The sequence below is a fragment of the Almyronema sp. genome, assembly GCF_052168255.1.
In the GTDB taxonomy this organism is placed as follows: Bacteria; Cyanobacteriota; Cyanobacteriia; order Phormidesmidales; family Phormidesmidaceae; genus Sphaerothrix; species Sphaerothrix epifaneia.
Genome location: NZ_JBQLZL010000091.1, coordinates 1 through 17,609, shown reverse-complemented (window position 1 = coordinate 17,609; position 17,609 = coordinate 1). Strand labels below are relative to the sequence as shown.

The 17,609-nt window shown below is 49.0% G+C and carries 16 protein-coding genes; 9 read left to right on the top strand and 7 right to left on the bottom strand.

Translation table 11 applies throughout. The features are described 5' to 3' along the window. Nucleotides 1-278 precede the first annotated feature (278 nt). Nucleotides 279-401, top strand: coding sequence for a hypothetical protein (locus ACTS3T_RS19440; protein WP_462935412.1), 123 nt, complete (start codon nucleotides 279-281; stop codon nucleotides 399-401). A gap of 135 nt (nucleotides 402-536) precedes the next feature. Here ACTS3T_RS19440 and ACTS3T_RS19435 read toward each other — a convergent pair whose 3' ends face one another. Both ACTS3T_RS19435 and argS read right to left on the bottom strand, forming a co-directional pair. Then, entirely contained in the window at nucleotides 537-953 is a 417-nt protein-coding gene (locus ACTS3T_RS19435) for an ACT domain-containing protein (protein ID WP_377967773.1), read from the bottom strand. 4 nt (nucleotides 954-957) lie between these two features. Then, on the bottom strand, nucleotides 958-2,715 hold the full coding sequence (argS, locus tag ACTS3T_RS19430) for an arginine--tRNA ligase (protein WP_377967775.1): 1,758 nt from the start codon (nucleotides 2,713-2,715) through the stop codon (nucleotides 958-960). A 319-nt stretch (nucleotides 2,716-3,034) separates the two neighbouring features. On the opposite strand from argS, the gene ACTS3T_RS19425 reads away from it, so the two are divergent. The 3 genes from ACTS3T_RS19425 to ACTS3T_RS19415 all read left to right on the top strand — a co-directional run bounded on the left by ACTS3T_RS19425 (nucleotide 3,035) and on the right by ACTS3T_RS19415 (nucleotide 6,077). Continuing rightward, nucleotides 3,035-3,925 carry a UbiA family prenyltransferase gene (locus ACTS3T_RS19425; protein ID WP_377967777.1) on the top strand — a complete coding sequence of 297 codons (891 nt, stop codon included), beginning with the start codon at nucleotides 3,035-3,037 and terminating at the stop codon, nucleotides 3,923-3,925. A gap of 253 nt (nucleotides 3,926-4,178) precedes the next feature. Then, nucleotides 4,179-5,567: an SGNH/GDSL hydrolase family protein gene (locus ACTS3T_RS19420; RefSeq protein ID WP_377967779.1), complete on the top strand. Its 1,389-nt coding sequence runs from the start codon at nucleotides 4,179-4,181 to the stop codon at nucleotides 5,565-5,567. Between the two features lie 171 nt (nucleotides 5,568-5,738). Beyond that, nucleotides 5,739-6,077, top strand: a complete 339-nt coding sequence (locus tag ACTS3T_RS19415) for a hypothetical protein (RefSeq protein ID WP_377967781.1) — start codon at nucleotides 5,739-5,741, stop codon at nucleotides 6,075-6,077. Between the two features lie 39 nt (nucleotides 6,078-6,116). Here ACTS3T_RS19415 and ACTS3T_RS19410 read toward each other — a convergent pair whose 3' ends face one another. Continuing rightward, entirely contained in the window at nucleotides 6,117-6,596 is a 480-nt protein-coding gene (locus ACTS3T_RS19410; protein ID WP_377967783.1) for a DUF4278 domain-containing protein, read from the bottom strand. A 96-nt stretch (nucleotides 6,597-6,692) separates the two neighbouring features. Between ACTS3T_RS19410 and rarD the strand changes: the two genes are divergently transcribed. Continuing rightward, nucleotides 6,693-7,601 carry an EamA family transporter RarD gene (rarD, locus tag ACTS3T_RS19405; protein ID WP_377967785.1) on the top strand — a complete coding sequence of 303 codons (909 nt, stop codon included), beginning with the start codon at nucleotides 6,693-6,695 and terminating at the stop codon, nucleotides 7,599-7,601. Between the two features lie 17 nt (nucleotides 7,602-7,618). On the opposite strand, the gene ACTS3T_RS19400 is transcribed toward rarD, so the two are convergent. The 3 genes from ACTS3T_RS19400 to ACTS3T_RS19390 form a co-directional block, all read right to left on the bottom strand. Continuing rightward, a complete protein-coding gene (locus ACTS3T_RS19400; protein ID WP_377967787.1) occupies nucleotides 7,619-8,032 on the bottom strand; it encodes an HHL1-like protein in 414 nt (137 codons plus the stop codon). A gap of 84 nt (nucleotides 8,033-8,116) precedes the next feature. Continuing rightward, nucleotides 8,117-9,064: a DMT family transporter gene (locus tag ACTS3T_RS19395; protein WP_377967789.1), complete on the bottom strand. Its 948-nt coding sequence runs from the start codon at nucleotides 9,062-9,064 to the stop codon at nucleotides 8,117-8,119. A gap of 71 nt (nucleotides 9,065-9,135) precedes the next feature. Continuing rightward, nucleotides 9,136-9,558 (bottom strand): Fur family transcriptional regulator, encoded by a 423-nt coding sequence (locus ACTS3T_RS19390; protein WP_377967790.1) that lies wholly within the window; start codon nucleotides 9,556-9,558, stop codon nucleotides 9,136-9,138. Nucleotides 9,559-9,788: 230 nt separating this feature from the next. Here ACTS3T_RS19390 and ACTS3T_RS19385 point away from each other — a divergent pair, with 230 nt between their 5' ends. From ACTS3T_RS19385 to ACTS3T_RS19375, 3 genes are all read left to right on the top strand, one after another. Then, nucleotides 9,789-10,346, top strand: coding sequence for a peroxiredoxin (locus ACTS3T_RS19385; RefSeq protein ID WP_377967792.1), 558 nt, complete (start codon nucleotides 9,789-9,791; stop codon nucleotides 10,344-10,346). A gap of 401 nt (nucleotides 10,347-10,747) precedes the next feature. Beyond that, the gene (locus ACTS3T_RS19380) at nucleotides 10,748-12,652 is read left to right on the top strand and encodes a GTPase family protein (RefSeq protein ID WP_377967796.1); all 1,905 of its coding nucleotides are present in this window, start codon (nucleotides 10,748-10,750) and stop codon (nucleotides 12,650-12,652) included. 461 nt (nucleotides 12,653-13,113) lie between these two features. After that, nucleotides 13,114-15,153, top strand: coding sequence for a protein kinase domain-containing protein (locus ACTS3T_RS19375; RefSeq protein ID WP_377967798.1), 2,040 nt, complete (start codon nucleotides 13,114-13,116; stop codon nucleotides 15,151-15,153). Here ACTS3T_RS19375 and ACTS3T_RS19370 read toward each other — a convergent pair. Continuing rightward, nucleotides 15,145-16,074 (bottom strand): c-type heme family protein, encoded by a 930-nt coding sequence (locus ACTS3T_RS19370; RefSeq protein WP_377967800.1) that lies wholly within the window; start codon nucleotides 16,072-16,074, stop codon nucleotides 15,145-15,147. The two genes, ACTS3T_RS19375 and ACTS3T_RS19370, sit on opposite strands and share 9 nt — an antisense overlap. Before the next feature lie 442 nt (nucleotides 16,075-16,516). Here ACTS3T_RS19370 and ACTS3T_RS19365 point away from each other — a divergent pair, with 442 nt between their 5' ends. Further along, nucleotides 16,517-17,245 (top strand): WecB/TagA/CpsF family glycosyltransferase, encoded by a 729-nt coding sequence (locus ACTS3T_RS19365; protein ID WP_377967802.1) that lies wholly within the window; start codon nucleotides 16,517-16,519, stop codon nucleotides 17,243-17,245. Nucleotides 17,246-17,609 lie beyond the last annotated feature (364 nt).

The following is a 17,609-nucleotide window of genomic DNA, read 5'->3' as shown; positions in this document are numbered from 1 at the left end:
ATCAAGGGTACACCAGCTAGCTTTCTGATCAGGCAATGTTTACTTGCTCTCTCAGAAGCAGGAGAAGCAGATTGAGTTCACTTCATTAAAAGGTTTTGCGGTAAGTCCTCATAACTTACTCAAAACTCTAATTTACCAACTCGCATAGCTTTTTGCGAGGATATCTGCGCATAGCTTATTTGGGCGAATGGGGAGCCTTTGGGTTCTTGAACGCCTGAAATGTCTGTGCAAGCTTTTTTCTATAAAAACTTTCCCACTCGCTCTGAATCACACGCATCATGAACTACGGCGCTATCCCGCTCATTATTCCTGTACTTGCTATTGCCTATCTTTTATCAATTTACGGTTTGCTAACGCTGGTAGCCCATCGATCTAATCGGCAACGTAAGTCAGAAAGTTAGTTTCTCAGCTCTAGGCTCGTGGGTCTTTAAAGCAGGTTAAGCGGCTAACTTCGGCTGCTGCTTTTTGCTGTGCAAAAGTTTTTAAGTTAGCCAGTTTGGCTTAATTTTGCTGGGGCTGGGCTAATCGTTGCCGCTCTAAGGTGATAGCCCCTCATCGGGGTGCCCCAACGACACCAAGCGGTGACCCTGCTGCTTCAACACAGCGATCGCAGCTTTCACCTGGGCTTGTTTAACCAGCAAATAGTCAGTGTCATAGGTAGAAATGGCGAAAATGCTAATGCCCGCTTCAGCCAGAGGAGTCGCCAGGGAAGCCAAAATACCGATTAGGGCAAAATCTAGAGGACCGTCAACTTTAAGGGCTTGCCAGGGGCGATCGCAGATGACGGTTTCTGGTATGCGTCTGTCGGCACAAACAATTGAGAGTTCTTCGGCGGTACGGGTAATAGAAAATAGAGAACCCCCGGTTGCCCAGTAAGGTAAAGGCGCTTCCGGGGCTAGCCGACAGATCGCAAACGTTTCTGGCAGCAAAATCAGCGTTAGCGTTAGCGTCATAAGCTTACATACGCTCTAGCACCGGAATGCCCAGCAGCGACAGTCCGAGCTTTAGCGTTTTAGCCGTGAGGTCGCACAACATCAAGCGAGAGGTTCGCTGAGGTTCTTCGGCCTGTAGCACTGAACAGCGATCGTAAAACTGGTTAAATTTTTGGCTCAGCTCAAACAAATACTGGCAAAGGCGGTTAGGCATTAGATCGCGTTCGACTTCTGCCAAAATTTCATCTAGCTGCAACAGGTGCTTGGCTAGGGCAAACTCGGTGTCTTCTGCTAAGTGAATTTGGGCATCTGTGCCCAGGTTGCCTAAATCAATGCCGCCTTTGCGACTGATGCCTTGTACCCGCACATAGGCATATAGCAGGTAGGGGGCTGTGTTGCCCTGCAAAGCCAGCATTTTGTCGTAGCTGAAGATGTAGTTACTGGTGCGGTTTTGGCTGAGATCGGCGTATTTGACAGCGCCGATGCCGACAGCTTCGGCCACGGTTTGAATAAACGCTTCAGATTCTTGACGATCTTCGGTGGCAATGCGCTGTTCTAGGTCAGCCCGCGATCGCCTGACGGCTTCATCCAGCAGATCTTTAAGCCGCACGGTTTCGCCAGAGCGGGTTTTAAATTTTTTGCCATCTTCCCCCTGAACCACGCCAAAAGGCACATGCACCAGTTCAACATCCGCTGGAATCCAATTGGCTCGCCGCGCCACTTGAAACACTTGAGCGAAGTGATTGGCTTGCCCAGCGTCAGTGATATAAATAATCCGATCGGCGGCGTCTTGCTGGGTGCGATAGCGAATAGCCGCTAGATCAGTGGTGGCATAGTTATAGCCGCCATCTGATTTACGCACAATCAAAGGTAACGGGTCACCTGATTTGTTCTGAAAGCCTTCTAAAAAAACGACTTCAGCCCCTTGGTCGGTTTCTAGCAAACCGCTGGCGTCTAGATCTTTTACCACATCCGGTAAGAGGGGATTATAAAAAGACTCACCGCGCTCTATCAGCTTTATGTGCAGGCGATCGTAGATTTTTTGAAATTCTTGACGCGACTGAGCACAGAGAATCTGCCAAGCTTTACCAGCGTCTAGGTCACCTGCTTGCAGTTCAACAACGGCCTGACGCGAAGCTTCTTTGAAATCTGCATCGGTATCAAACCGTTGCTTGGCCTCGCGGTAAAAAGCAACCAAATCACCTAGGTCAACGTTGCCTGAGTCAGTAATGGCTTCTGGGCACACCTGCCGCAGGTGAGTAATCAGCATCCCAAATTGGGTACCCCAGTCGCCTATATGGTTAAGTCGCAGAACGTCGTGGCCTTGAAACTCTAAAACCCGCGCAATTGAGTCTCCAATGATGGTAGAGCGCAGGTGCCCGACATGCATTTCTTTAGCAATGTTGGGGCTAGAAAAATCCACGATGACTTTTTGGGGAGTTTTGGTCGGCTCGACGCCTAAGCGCGGATCGGACTGAAACTGCTGAAGCTGGTTTTCTAGATAGGCGGTTTTGAGGGTTAGGTTAATAAACCCTGGCCCAGCAATGGCAGGGGGGTCACACAATTCGCTGACATCTAAATGAGTCACGATCTTTTCGGCGATCGCTCTGGGTTTGTCTTGCAGTTGCTTGGCTAAAGACATCGCCACATTGGCTTGATAATCGCCAAACTTGGGATTGCTGGTTGGCACCAAGATAGGATCGGTATCGGCAAGGTTGGGGCCAAACGCCTGCGCCATAGCTCTTTGAAGAGCTGTTTTTAGTTGAGCGATCGCAGATTTCATGGTTAAGCCACCCGACAGTCAGCCAGTTTTCTTCTAAAGTAGCAAGCGGTATCGACAAAAAATTTTCATCAACGCTCTGTCTCAAAACTTGTTCTCTCTCTTGTTGAGGCCACAAGGGCAGAACAAATTTTCAGTCACCAGTTCAATCCTAAAGCAGTTCGCTACCCAAAGTCTTTAGAGCAGAACTTTATCTGGCTGACAGCGAATAGGGAGAAACGACTTGAGCTGGATCGAACCCCAGCCGTTTGGGGCAAGCCGGATCAAGCTTAAATTTCTTAAAATTTCTTAAGAAAGAAAGTTGAAGTACCTGTCAATCTTTATGAATCTGAGTTTTTGGCGCGATCGCTGTCATCGACAAGTCCTTTACGATACTTTTCTTAGACTGTTTATCTACTCCAACATTTGGGTATCAGCGGCGATCGCCTCTTTGGTCTTCTTTGTCCAGCAAACGCTGGCCTTAGCGTGGCAAATATCCCCCATCTTGCTCATTTTTGTCGCGGCGCTAATTCCCTACAATTTAGATCGAGTCATTGACACTCAAGTTCAAAAAATCCCCGATCAAAAAGCCCAGGCTTTCTTCCGCCACTCTGGGGTTACGCTACTGCTAGGATTTGCAGCCATTGGGCTAAGCTGGCTAATCTACCAAGCCCCGGTTACAGTGCGCTGGGTCTGCTTGGGAGGACTCATTCCCCTCGTTTACGGCATACCTCTATGGCCGATTTATCGACATTCGCAGTGGCGCTGGTATCGCCTCAAAGATATTCCTGGGGCAAAGGCTTGGATCGTTGCTGCAACCATTACCTACGCAGTAGTTGCCGTCCCACTGGCCTATGCCAAGCAAGGCTTAGACTTGGCAGGTGGCTTGACAAGCTTGTTCTTGTTGATTTTTGTCGGCAGCAACTCGCACATATTTGATATTCGAGATATAGAGTCAGATCGTCAGCAAGGTGTCTACACCATGCCAGTGCTGTGGGGAGTCAGCAATACGCGCTGGTTTTGGCTAGCGGCCAACCTTTTGCTGATCGCTTTGCTGGCTTGGGGCTGGCAAGAAAACCTGCAAATACCCGCTCCAGCGATCGCTCTACCGTCATTGATTTTAACCCTAAGTTACATTAGCCAGGTGGATGCCAACACCCACCGCGACACTTATAACATCTGGATTGATGGCGTTTTATGGCTGCCAGCTTTACTTTCGCTCGCACTTGCCTAAAGCCCCCGGACAGCTTCGGCAAAGCGGAACAGGCTTAAATGTAACGATGCGGCAGAATTTAACCCGTTCTTTGCTGAAACAGCAGGAAGTCTTAGAAAAATTAGCAGACAGTAGTACAATCGACAGGCGTTCCCGCCCAAAGGTTGGTTGGCTTACAGCCAAAGCAGCCGCACTATTGACCGGCTGGGGCACATAAGAGGGTGTTCTAGCGTCTATCAGAGGCGCACTGCGTGAAGGGATACGAGGGCCACTCATGGTGTTTAATCGTCGCCGCCGCCGATATAGCAGCCGTTACGAACGAAAATCACGAAGATTTCGCTGGCTTCCTGTTTTGCTGCTGGTGATTGTTATTCCCATCGGAATAGAATTGCTAGCCCGACTGGTTGTCAATATGGCAGGGTTAACTGAAAGGCTGACCCAAGATCAAACCGCGCCGATTGTGCAGGCTTATCAACTGAACTTTGTTGATCCAGAAGGAGATCCTTATGAAGCGATTCCTCACAGCGGTGAACTGGCGGCAGCTCGTAATCCCCTTTTAGGCTATCAGCTTCTACCTGCACAAAGCAGCGAATTTTGGGCGATTAATGAGCAGGGTTTTCGAGATCTTGAACCGATTTCAACAACCAAAGGCAGCGACGAAATCCGCATTTTTGTTTTGGGCGGCTCAACCGCTTTTGGTCAGCTCAGCGCTAACAATCAATCAACTTTTACTGAAAAGTTAGAAGCTCAACTCAACAACCAGGTTGCTCAGCAAGCAGCCAACCCCGGGCAGTTTCAGCCTACGGTACTCCCTTATCGGGCCGACCAAGTGCAAGAAGCTTTGGCGTTGCCACCGCGAATTCGTGCTGGCCAGTATCGGGTAGTCAATGCTGCCGTTCCAGGATATGCCGCTGGCAATGAGCTAGCGCTGCTGGTACAGCGGGTGGCAGCGTACGATCCAGATATGCTTGTGGTGCTAGATAGCTATCCTGATCTGCTCCTGCCAAGTAATCAGTTAGGTACAGATTTTCCTGGTCTGGAATCGGCTTTACACAATGAGCGAGAGTCGTTCAGCCGTCGTCTGCGGCGGCAAATTGCTCAGTGGTTCAACCGTCTTTATAGCGTCCGCTTGGCTAAGTATTATCTACCGCAGTCAAAGCCACCCGATGAAAGCTCAACTCAGCCGCTGAATTTGTTGACAGCTAGGGCTGATCTGCCATTACATGAGCAGTTGGCGGCTGATGAGGCTGAGCTAAGCCAGCGGGTCAATCGCTATCGCCAACATCTTTTACAAATGGTGCGCTGGACGTCAGGGATGCGCAAACGGTTGATTATCGGCGTGCAGCCAGAAATTACCGGACGCGCTGAGGAAGCGCTGACGCCTGCTGAGGCAGCTATTGTGAAAGAGCTAGGCACAGACTATATCGAGCGCGTGCGGCAGAGCTACCCTAAGTTGGCTGAAGCCGCAAATCAGGCAGCCCAAACGTCTGAAAATGCGAAAGTAGTTGATCTCTATCGCCTATACGAAACGTTTGAAAACCAAGCTTTTCATAGCCCAACTGGGTTGACCGACGAAGCCAATACGGCACTAGCCGCAGCGTTGTATCAGGCGATCGCGGCTGATTTAGCACTCAATCCTCAACCATTTGGTACGGTACCTTAATCCTTTTTAGGAAGGAATTTGTCTTTTTGCGGCCATTGCAGAGGACAAAACGGAGATCCCTCTTTGGAACGATGTTTATTATGGCCAACTCTTTAGTATTGAATTGAGCTTAAAAAGCTAATTGATTGAGGATTTTTTGACTTAATCATTATAAAAAATACAGGAGATGCCATGAGCACACACGACGCTTCTAAAGATACTTACGATCGCAAGATTGTTCCAGCAGAAACAGCCGCCCGCAAAGAACGAGAGGGTGAAAACTATAAAAAAACGCCTCATGATCAGGGTAAACCTAACTCCGAAGGCTATACCGTCGATAGCGAAGGCTTAATCAACAATTTTGCAGTTGAGCCTGAAATGTACGTTGAAGAACCTGGCGATTTGCGAGCAGAAAAAGAAGCCAGCGCCGCCGAGCGGATGGAAGAAATGGATGAGGTTAACCAAACAGACGAAGAGGGTAAGCTCACCTCTAAGGCTGATGAGCGCGGCAAGGGAACAGGCGTTATCTAAACGCTGAAGGTTTGCCCCAATAGGGAGCTAAGCCGACGTTTAGGCGTCAGATTCTGAATACTTTGGTTTGATTTTGGCACCCCGGTAAGTTAATTCAGGGGTGCTTTTGCTTTGATTAGTTGTGCTTTGATCGAGATTATTAGTAGCTGGCTCGTTTTTGATTGTTTTGCCCCAAGGATGACCGCGATAAACGCCGCTAATTTCAGTTTGATTAGTTTTTTGCGGCGGATGGGAAGGGTGAATTTTGTAATGGACGCCGCGATAAACTAAATCAGCCGCTTGCTTTTTAGCAGGGCTTTGCTGATCAGTCGGCGGCATAGGAACGGTTGGCTTCAAAGAGGTATCGGGAACAACAGGCAACTGAGAATTGCTCTGAAGCGAAAGCCACTGAATAGCAAGTAAGCCTAAAAGTAAGACCCCCACCACAATAATCCAAGGGGCAACTAAAATGCCTGTCAGCAAAATTGAGCAAGCCGTAAAGACAGCAAAGGCGATCGCCAAAAGGATCAAAAGTTCCATTGGACTCATGCCCCCTGAGCTAGCATCATAGATACTATCGATACTAAATCATTTCCTCAATAGTCGCTGTTTATTCGTTACTTTATCTAAAATCTTTTGAAGCGCTTTTCCCGGTTTCTGGCGACCTCTCATCAGCTTGTGGGGATAGGGCCACTGTATGCCATTTTGGCTTATGGGGCGTGGGGCTTGCTGCCGATTTACTGGAAATTTCTAGACGCTGTCCCCGCCGTTGAGGTGTTGAGTCATCGCATTATCTGGTCGATGGTTTTTCTCAGCGGTATTTTGCTTTTGCAGCGGCGGTGGGCTGAATTAACTGAACTCTTGCGATCGCCGAGAAGACTAGTTTTACTGGCTTTCACCGCCTTACTGCTCTCTTTCAACTGGGGACTTTATATCTACGGCGTCAACAGTGACCAGGTGGTTGAAGCCAGCTTAGGTTACTTCATCAATCCCTTGGTCAATGTCTTACTAGGGTTTTTGTTTTTTCGCGAACGCTTGCTCCGCAGCCAACTTTTAGCAGTGGGTTTGGCCATAGTGGCTGTGGTCAACTTCATCTGGCAGCTAGGAACGGTGCCCTGGATTGCTTTGGGACTCGCCTTCTCTTTTGCTTTTTACGGCATGCTACGCAAAATCGCCTTGGTAACGCCGATGATTGGGCTGGCGGTTGAGACTTTAATGGTAACGCCCCTAGCGATCGCCTTGGTGAGCTATTGGGCGGTGCAAGGGGTGGGCAGCTTTAGCGGCCACTGGCCCATTACGCTTTTGCTCGTGGGAGCGGGCATCACCACGTCTTTGCCGCTGCTTTGGTTTAACCACGCAGCCAAACGCCTGCGCTTTTCCACGCTGGGCTTTTTTCAGTACATTGCGCCGTCGCTTCAGTTGATGGTGGGCGTTTTTCTTTACCGTGAACCTTTTACAGCTACCCACGTCGTCACGTTTGGCCTGATTTGGGTCGCGTTGTTAGCCTACTCAATTCCGGCTTTATGGCGACGACCAGTCTTGTAAATTAAAGTTGACGGTTGCTAGCGTTTGAACCAAGCGGTCATTTGCTGACCTAATTGGGCGATCGCCCCAGAAACGCCCGCTCCGGGTGCTGTCGCTAGCTGAATTGGCTCATCTTTAAATTCCTTTAAACGATAGCCATATTCCAACTGATCTTTGTGTTTGCGCAAAACCGGATAAAGCCGAAAAGCACCCTGCAACAAATCGCTTTGACTGTTAAAAATAGCCCGGTTGATCAGGCTCGATCGCTTAGCCGCGATCGCCCCTACCGGATACCAGGATTGCTTACCGCGAATCCGTATATAAATTTCAAAATCTGGCGTACCGTCAGCCTTTAAGCGATCGTATTGCTGAGAAGCTTTTGCCCGTTGCGCGGCTCCTTTTGAAGGCCGACGCTGCGGTTTAGATGAGCCGAATCCAAGTTTGGTAGACATCGGGATTAGTTCAAAAACGTCAGTAAACTTTAGAATATGAAAATCTGTTTATAAAAGTTTACAACTTTTTCAGCTCCTCTGTCGTTAGCTAGGCGATTTTGCTTTTTCCTGGCTCAATAGCGCTACGCTCAGCGTTACCACCCCAACGCCTGTGACCTGCAACCCACTCAAGCTTTCTTGAATCGCTAGCCAAGCTAGCAGTGCCGTTAGCGCTGGATTGCTAGCACCGACCATCGAAGCCCGAGTAGCCCCAATCAGGCGAATGCCAAAGTTGTTTAAAAGATGGCCTGTCAAAGTGAAAATGGCCGAAAGCACGCCGCCTATCCACAATCCGGTCCAAGCTAAAGACGTAAACTGCGATCGCCAAAACAGCAAACTCATCCCTGATAGCCCCAGCGTCACCGCAAAGCTCAACCAAGTAAACGGCACTGGATGAACCCTTTCAAAACTCTTTTGCGCGATCACCCCATACAGGGCATACGCCACCCCAGAAGCAACCCCCAAAATAGCGCCCAGCCAGCTAGTAAGGTTCAATTCAGTTCCGGTGAGGGGCATAGCTAAAAAGCTGCCCACCAAAATTAGCCCCATGATTACCCAGCGAAACCGGGAAGGCTGAGCGCCAAAAATCCACCAGTCCAGCAAGGCGGTAAAAACGGGATAGGTGAAAAACAGCGTCAGCGCGATTCCAGTCGGAATTAAGCCAATAGCGATATAAAGCAAAGCCAGGTATAAAAACATAAAAACGCCGCTAGCCGCCGCTTGCGCCAAAAAAACTCGCTGTTGCGGCATGGCTAACTGACGAATTTCTTTCCATGCAGGCCGATAGAGCGCTGGCATTAAGGTGGCTAGTAAGGGAACCACCACCACCGTACGCATGAACAACAGCAAAAATGAATTTTGCAGGGTTGGATCAACAAATCCGCCCACGGCAAAGGCACCAAAAAGGTTTTGCTGATTGAATAAAATTCTGACGATTACATTCTGAAAGCAAAAAAAGCTAGCTGCTAACAGAACAAGCAAAAAACCAAGCACTCCATTACCATTAGCCGCTAAAGGTCAGCGTACTGAAGCTGAATCTGCGCTGCCATCGCTAACAACGACAGCTAGTGACAACAGCGATCGCAAAGCCCATGCACAGTTACCTCATAAGCTTCGGCTTGCAAACCGGGTCGTAGCTGATTGAGGCTTAAGTCTGGAAAAGTATGCCAGTCAATGTCTTCAATAACACCGCACTGACGACAGACAAAATGGTGATGCGCTTCAGTATTGGCATCATAGCGGGAAACCCCATGCTCTAGTAGCACCTCACGAACCAATCCAGCGTCACAAAGAGCTTGCAAAGAGTTATACACCGTTGCCTGCGAAGAAATTGGCAAATCACGGTTGAGATCGACTAGAAGCTGCTCGGCGGTTGGATGGTCGGTTCTCTCTAGCAAGCTGGCATAGATAGAGTATCGCTGCGGCGTTATGCGCAAGCCTTTAGATTTGAGCGTTTTAACGATGGGATCGGCTAAGCGCTGACTCATGGTCTGGCTATTGGTTTTGCTTGTTTATATCAGTATGGGTTCTGCGATCGTAACGCAAAAGACACAGCCAAAGGTCTAGACAAAAGGAGTTCTTATATCAAAATTCATATTCTTTTTGAAGGCTTATATATTTGCACTTTTTCTAAAAATAGAATTATTCTAATTTGAGAGCAGTTCACTATTTGTGATGGCCTGCAAGCCAAGTTACTTCTAGAGTTAGTGAGGTATTTATGACAGTTGTTAAGCGCGTTCCAGATGTTGTGTTCAAAACTCGTGTACGTGACGAGTCGGTAGAAGGCCCGAATCCTTTTCGCTGGCAAGACCGCACCACCGAAGACATCTTTGGCGGCAAGCGAGTAGTTCTCTTCTCGCTGCCTGGTGCATTCACCCCCACCTGCTCCTCATCTCACCTGCCTCGCTACGAAGAGCTTTATGACGAAATCAAAGCTCAAGGCGTTGATGACATCATCTGCATCTCGGTTAACGATGCCTTCGTGATGTTCCAATGGGGTAAGCAGCAAGGCGCTCAAAGAGTCTTCTTGCTACCCGATGGCAACGGTGAATTCACCCGCAAGATGGGGATGCTGGTAGACAAGTCCAACCTGGGATTTGGTATGCGTTCTTGGCGCTATTCGATGGTGGTCAACGACGGCGAAATTGAAAAGGTCTTTATTGAACCTGATTTCGGCGACAATTGCCCCACTGATCCCTTTGAAGTTTCCGACGCAGACACGATGCTGGCTTACTTGAAGGGTGCGGAAGTTGCTCAACCCGCTGGTGTTGCTTAAGCTTCTGAGGTTGGCATAGGTCAACTATAAAATCTGAGCGTGCGTAGTCAATCAGTCTACGCACGCTTTTTTTTGGGACTGGCGCAAATAGCTATTTGGTTTGGCGAAACTGAAGATTGATGGAACGCTTGGCTGGTGGCAAGCTTTACAAAACTTACAACAGAGGTTTGCGATTGGCTTGCTGGAATCTTTTCTGACAGCCAAGTTCCTCGATCGCTTAGCCATTCACCACAAGCCAGATGCGTCAGGAAAAGCTGCTTTGCATTGAGCTTGCTTGTTCAGCCGCTGGAAGTCTCAGATAGTCTGCCCAATCAGGTATTTTTGGCTTTGTTCTAGCTTTAGAGCCTGTCTCAAGAGGAGAAAGCCTCTTTAGACTGGAAACAAAAGCTATGGGGGCTAAGATGGTTCAACTCAAACGCTGGCAATGGGCGGTTCTGGGGTTGCCGCTCATCGCGATCGCTACTTTTTTGCTCATTGCCGCTGGGTGGAAAATTCACGAATGGGGCTTGAGCTGGATCTGGGCAGTGTTGACGCTAATTATTGTCGGTTGGCGCTGGCTGCTGGTGCGGTGGACTCGCCCTGTGACCCAACAGCTAGAAGCGGCAGTAGCTGAGGTGAGCGAAGAACTAGAAACGGCTTTAGAACCCATTGGTTCCCCTGCTAACTGGCAGCAAGCCGAAGCTGCACTCCAAAAAATTTTAGAGGCCGCACAGCGCGATCGCCCCATTTGGGAAGACTGGTCTACCTTTTGGCAACGCTGTCAGGATACCGTTACTGCGATCGCCCATCTTTACCATCCCGAAGTTAAGTATCCCTTACTCAGTATTTATATCCCTCAAGCCTACGGTTTGATTCGGGGCACTGTGGATGATACCGATCGCTGGATGCAAAAGCTTGCTCCGGTACTCAACCAAATGACGGTTGGGCAAGCCTATCAAGCCTATGAGGTCTATCAAAAGTTGGAACCCTCGGCTCGTAAACTCTGGCAGGTTTGGAACTGGGCGCAGTGGGTGATCAATCCAGCCGCTGCTGCCGCCAAAGTAGCCACTCAGCGCTCCAGCGATCGCGCTACCCAGCAGCTTTTGTTTAACCTGAGTCAGCTTTTACGAGAAGCTGCCTTAAAAAATCTAGCTCAACAGGCGATCGCCCTTTATGGTGGCACAGCCCTACCCCCAGCCGCCCTAGCCCCAGAGTCCGCGACTGTTCCCAAAGCCCAAACCCAAACCCTGCGAACCCTGCTCGACCGCGCTGAACCCATAGAGCAGGTGGCTCAAAAGCCCGTCAGTGTTTTGCTAGCTGGCCGCACCGGGGCAGGTAAGAGTAGCTTGATCAACAGTTTATTTAAGGCAGAGCGGGCAGCCGTCGATGTATTGCCCAGCACCGATGAAATTCAAAGTTATCAGTGGCAAGCTGCCACGGGTGAAGCGCTGACGCTTTGGGATACACCGGGTTATGAACAGGTGCGGCAAGCCAGACTGCGACAACAGGTGTTGGATTATGCCGCAACTACCGATTTGATCTTGCTGGTCACGCCCGCTTTAGATCCCGCTTTACAAATGGACGTGGACTTTCTGCGAGATTTACAGGTAGACGGGGCTGATATACCCGTTATCGTGGCGATTACCCAAGTCGATCGGCTACGCCCCATTCGAGAATGGACACCCCCTTACGACTGGCAACAAGGCGATCGCCCCAAAGAACAATCCATTCGAGCAGCAACGGCTTATCGTTTAGAGCAGTTTGGCGACCTTTGCACCCAGGGCGTTCCCGTCGTCACGCAGGATAACGTAACCGGGCGATCGCCTTGGAATCTCGAAGCCCTCTCCCTAGCCCTTATCAGCCATTTAGAACCCGCCAAGCAACAGCGGCTAGCGCGGTTTTTACGCAATCAAGAAGCGCGTACGGTCGCAGCAGCCAAAATTATCGACCATTACACCTTTCAAATGGCCACCACTCAAGGGCTAACGGCTCTGCTCAAAAGCCCCATCCTACAATTTCTCTCTACTCTGACAACCGGCTCACCGACCTTAGCCTATCTGCTAGCCGAAAAAATTCCGGTAGAAGAACTGCCTGTAGTCATTGGCAAACTGCAAATGGCTTACGAGTTATTTGGCTTACTCAATGACGACCAGCCCTCCTCCCGCTCCTTTGACTTGCTAACCCTGTGGCCGCTGCTGCTAGACAATCCCAGCGCTCCCGATCGCAACGCTTGGGCCTTTGGTCACGCCTTAGTAGAATACTGGACTCAAAACCTGACGGTAGCCCAGCTTCAGACTCGCTTTAAAGCCTATCTGCAACAAACCTGAATAACTTTAATCAACCGTTGCCAAACATCTGCTTAAAGAAACTGTAAGTACTTTCTCGGAGATGGCAAGTTAGAGAGGCCAGCGACCTAGACTGAACTTATAGAGCTGTAGCCACTCAGGTTGAGCCACTTAAATTGCTAAAAGCCGCTAACAAAGAAGCTTTCATTTTGTCTTCTGGCTTTAGCCTTCCGCCTTTGGCTGTAGCTGTCCATTGGGGTGTGTCAAGTCGGTTTATCCGCTTTTGAGACTGTCACAAGTCACTGCGGAGATCACTGAAAAAACTTTGTAGCAGTGATTTAGGGAATTGCTCGGGTCAGTTCTCTACCTTTTCCCGATTCTGGCATAGCGTAACTAATTAAGGGTGCCGCAATCTAGTTGGGAAATGGGTGAGAACTAATCAATTAATTACCCGTTCACTCGTCTCATCACCACACAACTCTCTGTTTGCAGCAGGTTACATTATGGAAAACAGCGCCCTAGCCCAAGGTCGAGGACAGCGCACACTCGCAGCCATTGTCGTTACCGATGCCGTTGGCTTTAGTGCGCGAATGTCAACTGACGAGGAAGAAACGCTGACAATTATCCAGCGCGACTTACAGCTAATGGAAAAGCTGTGTCTACAGTTTGAAGGACGCGTGTTGAAGTCAACCGGAGATGGCCTGCTGATGTATTTTGTCAGTGCTGTGCAGGCAGTTAGTTGCGGCGTCAAAATTCAGCAACAGCTTGCCCAGGTCAATCAACAGCAACCGCCTCAACAAAGACTTTTGCACCGCATTGGCATTCACTTAGGGGATGTTTTCTTCAGCGAATCTGACGTCATGGGCAATGGCGTCAATATTGCAGCTCGTTTGCAAACGTCAGCCCGTCCGGGCTATCTTTGCATTTCTCAGTTGGTCTATGACGTCGTTAAGTCCCGGTTAAGCTTGCATGCCGTAGATGCAGGCCCGCTCCAGCTAAAAAATATCCAAGAAGCCGTACCTGCTTATCACGTTTCGCCCTTTGCGCCTAAATCCAAGCCTGCCTCTGTGCCACCCACACCAGCCGCCCGGTGCGCGATTGAAATTCCTCAAGGACACCTAGCGGCTGGTGACAAGGTCGCCGGACGCTATACGATTCAACGTTTGTTAGGCCAGGGAGGTTTTGGTCGCTCTTATTTGGCAGAAGACACCCAGCGATTTGGTGAACTCTGTGTGGTGAAAGAGTTTGTGCCAGCAGCGGCGAATCGCTCTAACCATGCACTGCAAAAAGCGCTTGATCTCTTTAAACGAGAAGCAAAGACACTGTACCAAATCAACCATCCTCAGGTGCCTAAGTTTCTGGCTTGTTTTGCCCAATCTCAGCGCCTTTTTATTGTGCAGGAATATATTGATGGGGTGACTTATTCTCACCTGATGAAGCACCGCCGTCAGCAGCGGCAAGCGTTTTCAGAAGCAGAGGTCATACAGTGGCTACAGCATATGCTGCAGGTTCTTGACTATTTGCATGGCCTGAAAATTGTGCATCGTGACATTTCACCTGACAATATTATTTTTTCTCAGCAGCGCAATCTGCCTGTTTTGATTGACTTTGGACTGGTCAACGACGCAATTACAAAGCTGTGTTCTGGCGTAGAGCAGGCGACTAACGACAAAGCAGCTTCTATTGTGGGTAAGTTTGGCTACTCCCCCCCTGAGCAAATTCGTTTGGGACGCTGCTATCCCTGTAGCGACCTTTATGCCTTGGGAGTGACGGCAATTGTTTTATTGACCAATCAGTATCCCCGACAGCTAATGGATCAAGATTCGCTGGAATGGCAGTGGCGATCGCAAGTTGATATCAGCCAGGGATTTGCAAAGGTGCTCACTCAAATGCTCAGCCCCCAACCCAAAGCCAGATATCAATCAGCTCGTGACGTACTAGCAGCTTTAGAAGCAAGCGGGACAGCCCCCCTTTCTACTACTTGGGCAGCTCCGCTGTCGGCGACAGCCCCGACGCTGATCAATCCTGATCCGGCCTTTGAGTTTGCTAGTTCAGACATGCCATTGCCTTCAGGTTTGATGGCAGAGCAATCTCAGTTTCTAGCCCAATGTCGTCAAGAGCTAGCCCGCTACGTAGGGCCAATGGCGTCTTTCTTAGTTGAAGACATTTTGCAGCAGTATCCTGAAATTTCTCCTCAAGGGTTTGTCGAAGCATTGGCTTCTCACATTTCTAACGCGGCTCAAGCTTCGGAGTTTACTAGCCGGATCCAGCTACCGGGTAGTTCAGGAGGCAGACAAATTTCTTTGGGAACTGCCAGCATCGCCAACCAGAGCGAATCAAGCCTCTCGTCTTCCATTAGCGATCTCTTTTTAAACCGCTGTCAGCAAGCATTAGCCCGCTGCGTAGGGCCAATGGCCTCCTTTTTGATCGAAGAAACCCTAGCTGACTATCCCGACATAGACGATCGCCAGCTTGTTTCCCTATTGGCAGCAGAAATTCCTGATGCGACAAAAGCTGAAGAATTTCAGAGCCAGTTACTTTGAAGAACCAGAACTGCGCCGACCTGAGCGATATCGTTCTAGGCGCTGCATTGCCATTTGCAAACTGAGTCGCATCCGGTTGAATGATTGAGCTAATTGCCCGACTTCATCTTTGGAGGATTGGGTAAACTCAGCGTCAGTATCGCCTGTACTGACAGCTTCTGCAACCATCGCCATACGATTGAGCGGACGCACCACATAGCGTTGAAGCCAAATATTGACCAGAAAAATGGCGATCGCAAACACTGCGACAAAAATTCCCAAAATTAACAGTAATGATTTGCGAGCGCTGCTCAATACCGTAGACGCCGGCACTGAAATTACTTGGGCACCGACAATTTCGTCCATCTGCCAATCGAATCCATGTTCACTGCCATAGCGATCGACTAAACTGGCAGGTGCTGCTGAGGCCAAACCATGGCACTCCAAACAGCTTTGCTCAACAATTTGAATGGGCCGCGCAATATAAAAGAGTTCACCGCTCGGTGTCGAGCGAAACCCGTTGACCTCTTTAGGGTTACTTTGGGCACGAAAACCTTCAATGATGCGAGTTTCAAAGGCATCCGCTTGATCCCTCGGATTGGTGGGATTGAGGGTAGCTTCTTTGTAGAAAAAATCGCTATAAAGTGGACTCGAACGAAACGTCTCAAATACCTCACGGGCAGAGTAAGAGGGCACGGTTTCTGGTAAAAACTCAGTGGCTAAACGAGCTGTCAGTTCTGGCTTAACTTCGCTGTTGGTATACTCTCGCACCGAGTTCATGGTTTCCATTAACATAAGCGCCTTGGTAGTCACTTGTACCTGGGCACCATAGTTAAGAGTGCTAGAGAGGGCAGCCCCACTGGCCACAATACCGCTTAAAAATATCAAGACTAGAAGCAGCGTAAATTTTTGACCGAGCTTGAGATCCTTGAGCTTAAACATAACGATTTCAAAGTCAACATCCTGAAAATGAGGTATGCCAAAAAAGGACTTAGCCCATCTTTGGCAACAGCGGCAGCGGTTTTGGCACCCTCAAATGGAAGCAGCAGACAGCTATCTATAGCTAAAGGCAGCAGGCTAAAAGCAGGGTGAAAGGTTTTCGACAAGAGGCTTTCAGCCGTTGAAGTGTCTTAACCTGGGTGTCTATAGCCATAAATACAGAAGACTTCTTTTATTAAGCCGTTTTTTCGAAGCGGCATGGCAAAGCTTTAGAGACTTTAAACAACTCTTCAACCAGAATCATTAGATTTTCATCAAGCCAACTGCGTCATCAGGAAGACACTGGTTTGCAGACTAGCCTACGCAAGTCACAAAAATCAGAGACAATAGACAACGGCAACTTTAGCCACTTCAATGAGAGAAATTTGTCGCCGGAGAGTTGTATATGCTACCAGATCGCCTAGAACAGCTTTCTGTGATGGGACTACCGATTCACTGGAGTCGAGACTACGCTGGCTGGTTGTTATCCAACATGCGCCAAGGCAGGGGAGCCCATGTCGTCACCTTAAATGCCGAGATGTCAATGCAGGCTGACCAAAATGTGGTCTTACGCAAAATTATTCAGTCTGCAGATTTAGTGATTCCAGATGGCGCAGGCATTGTGCTTTATTTTCGGCTGAAGGGTAAACGTATTCAGCGCTGTCCCGGCATTGAACTAGCAGCTGAATTGTTGCAGAAAGTAGCTCCAGACGAAGCGGTCTTTTTTTATGGCGGCACTCCTGGCGTCGCGGAAACAGCTATGCAGGCTTGGCAGCAGCGATCGCCTAACTTAGCGATCGCTGGTGTACAGCACGGTTATCTAACACCGGAACAGCAACCTGCTTTTCAAGAGAGCTTACGCAGCTTACAGCCCAAGTTAATCTTTGTTGGGTTAGGGGTGCCTCGCCAAGAGTTTTGGATTGCTGAACACCGACATCTCTGCCCTCAAGCTATCTGGGTGGGCGTCGGTGGTAGCTTTGATATTTGGTCAGGCAGCAAAAGCCGTGCTCCAGCTTGGTTTCGTCAAAATCATCTCGAATGGCTCTATCGGCTATATCAAGAACCCTGGCGTTGGCGGCGGATGCTTTCCTTGCCCCAATTTGCATGGCGAGCCTTGACCTATACCAAGCCATAAAACATCAAAAGTTGAGGCTGTTCATACTTTGTCAAGCCTGACTTAGCTGTTTAGATTTTCTTAACTAATAAACATAAACTTTTACTTGTAAAAACAAAACTGAGATAGCCGCAGCCATTGCAGCCTCCTTTTCTCATAAAGCCTGAAAAGCAAGCCTGAAAAGCGTTTGACGGAGGTAAGTAGACAGGAGAAATAGCTCAGTCAATAACTTTTCTGGACAAAAAGGTTTACAAAAATAAGTATTAAAGCTAATCTCTTAATGTAGGCATTCACAGATTGCTTACAAAAGTATATATTTCTTTTAGGTATTCATCCATCATGACAACGACTCTACAGCAGCGCCAAAGCGCTAACCTGTGGGAGC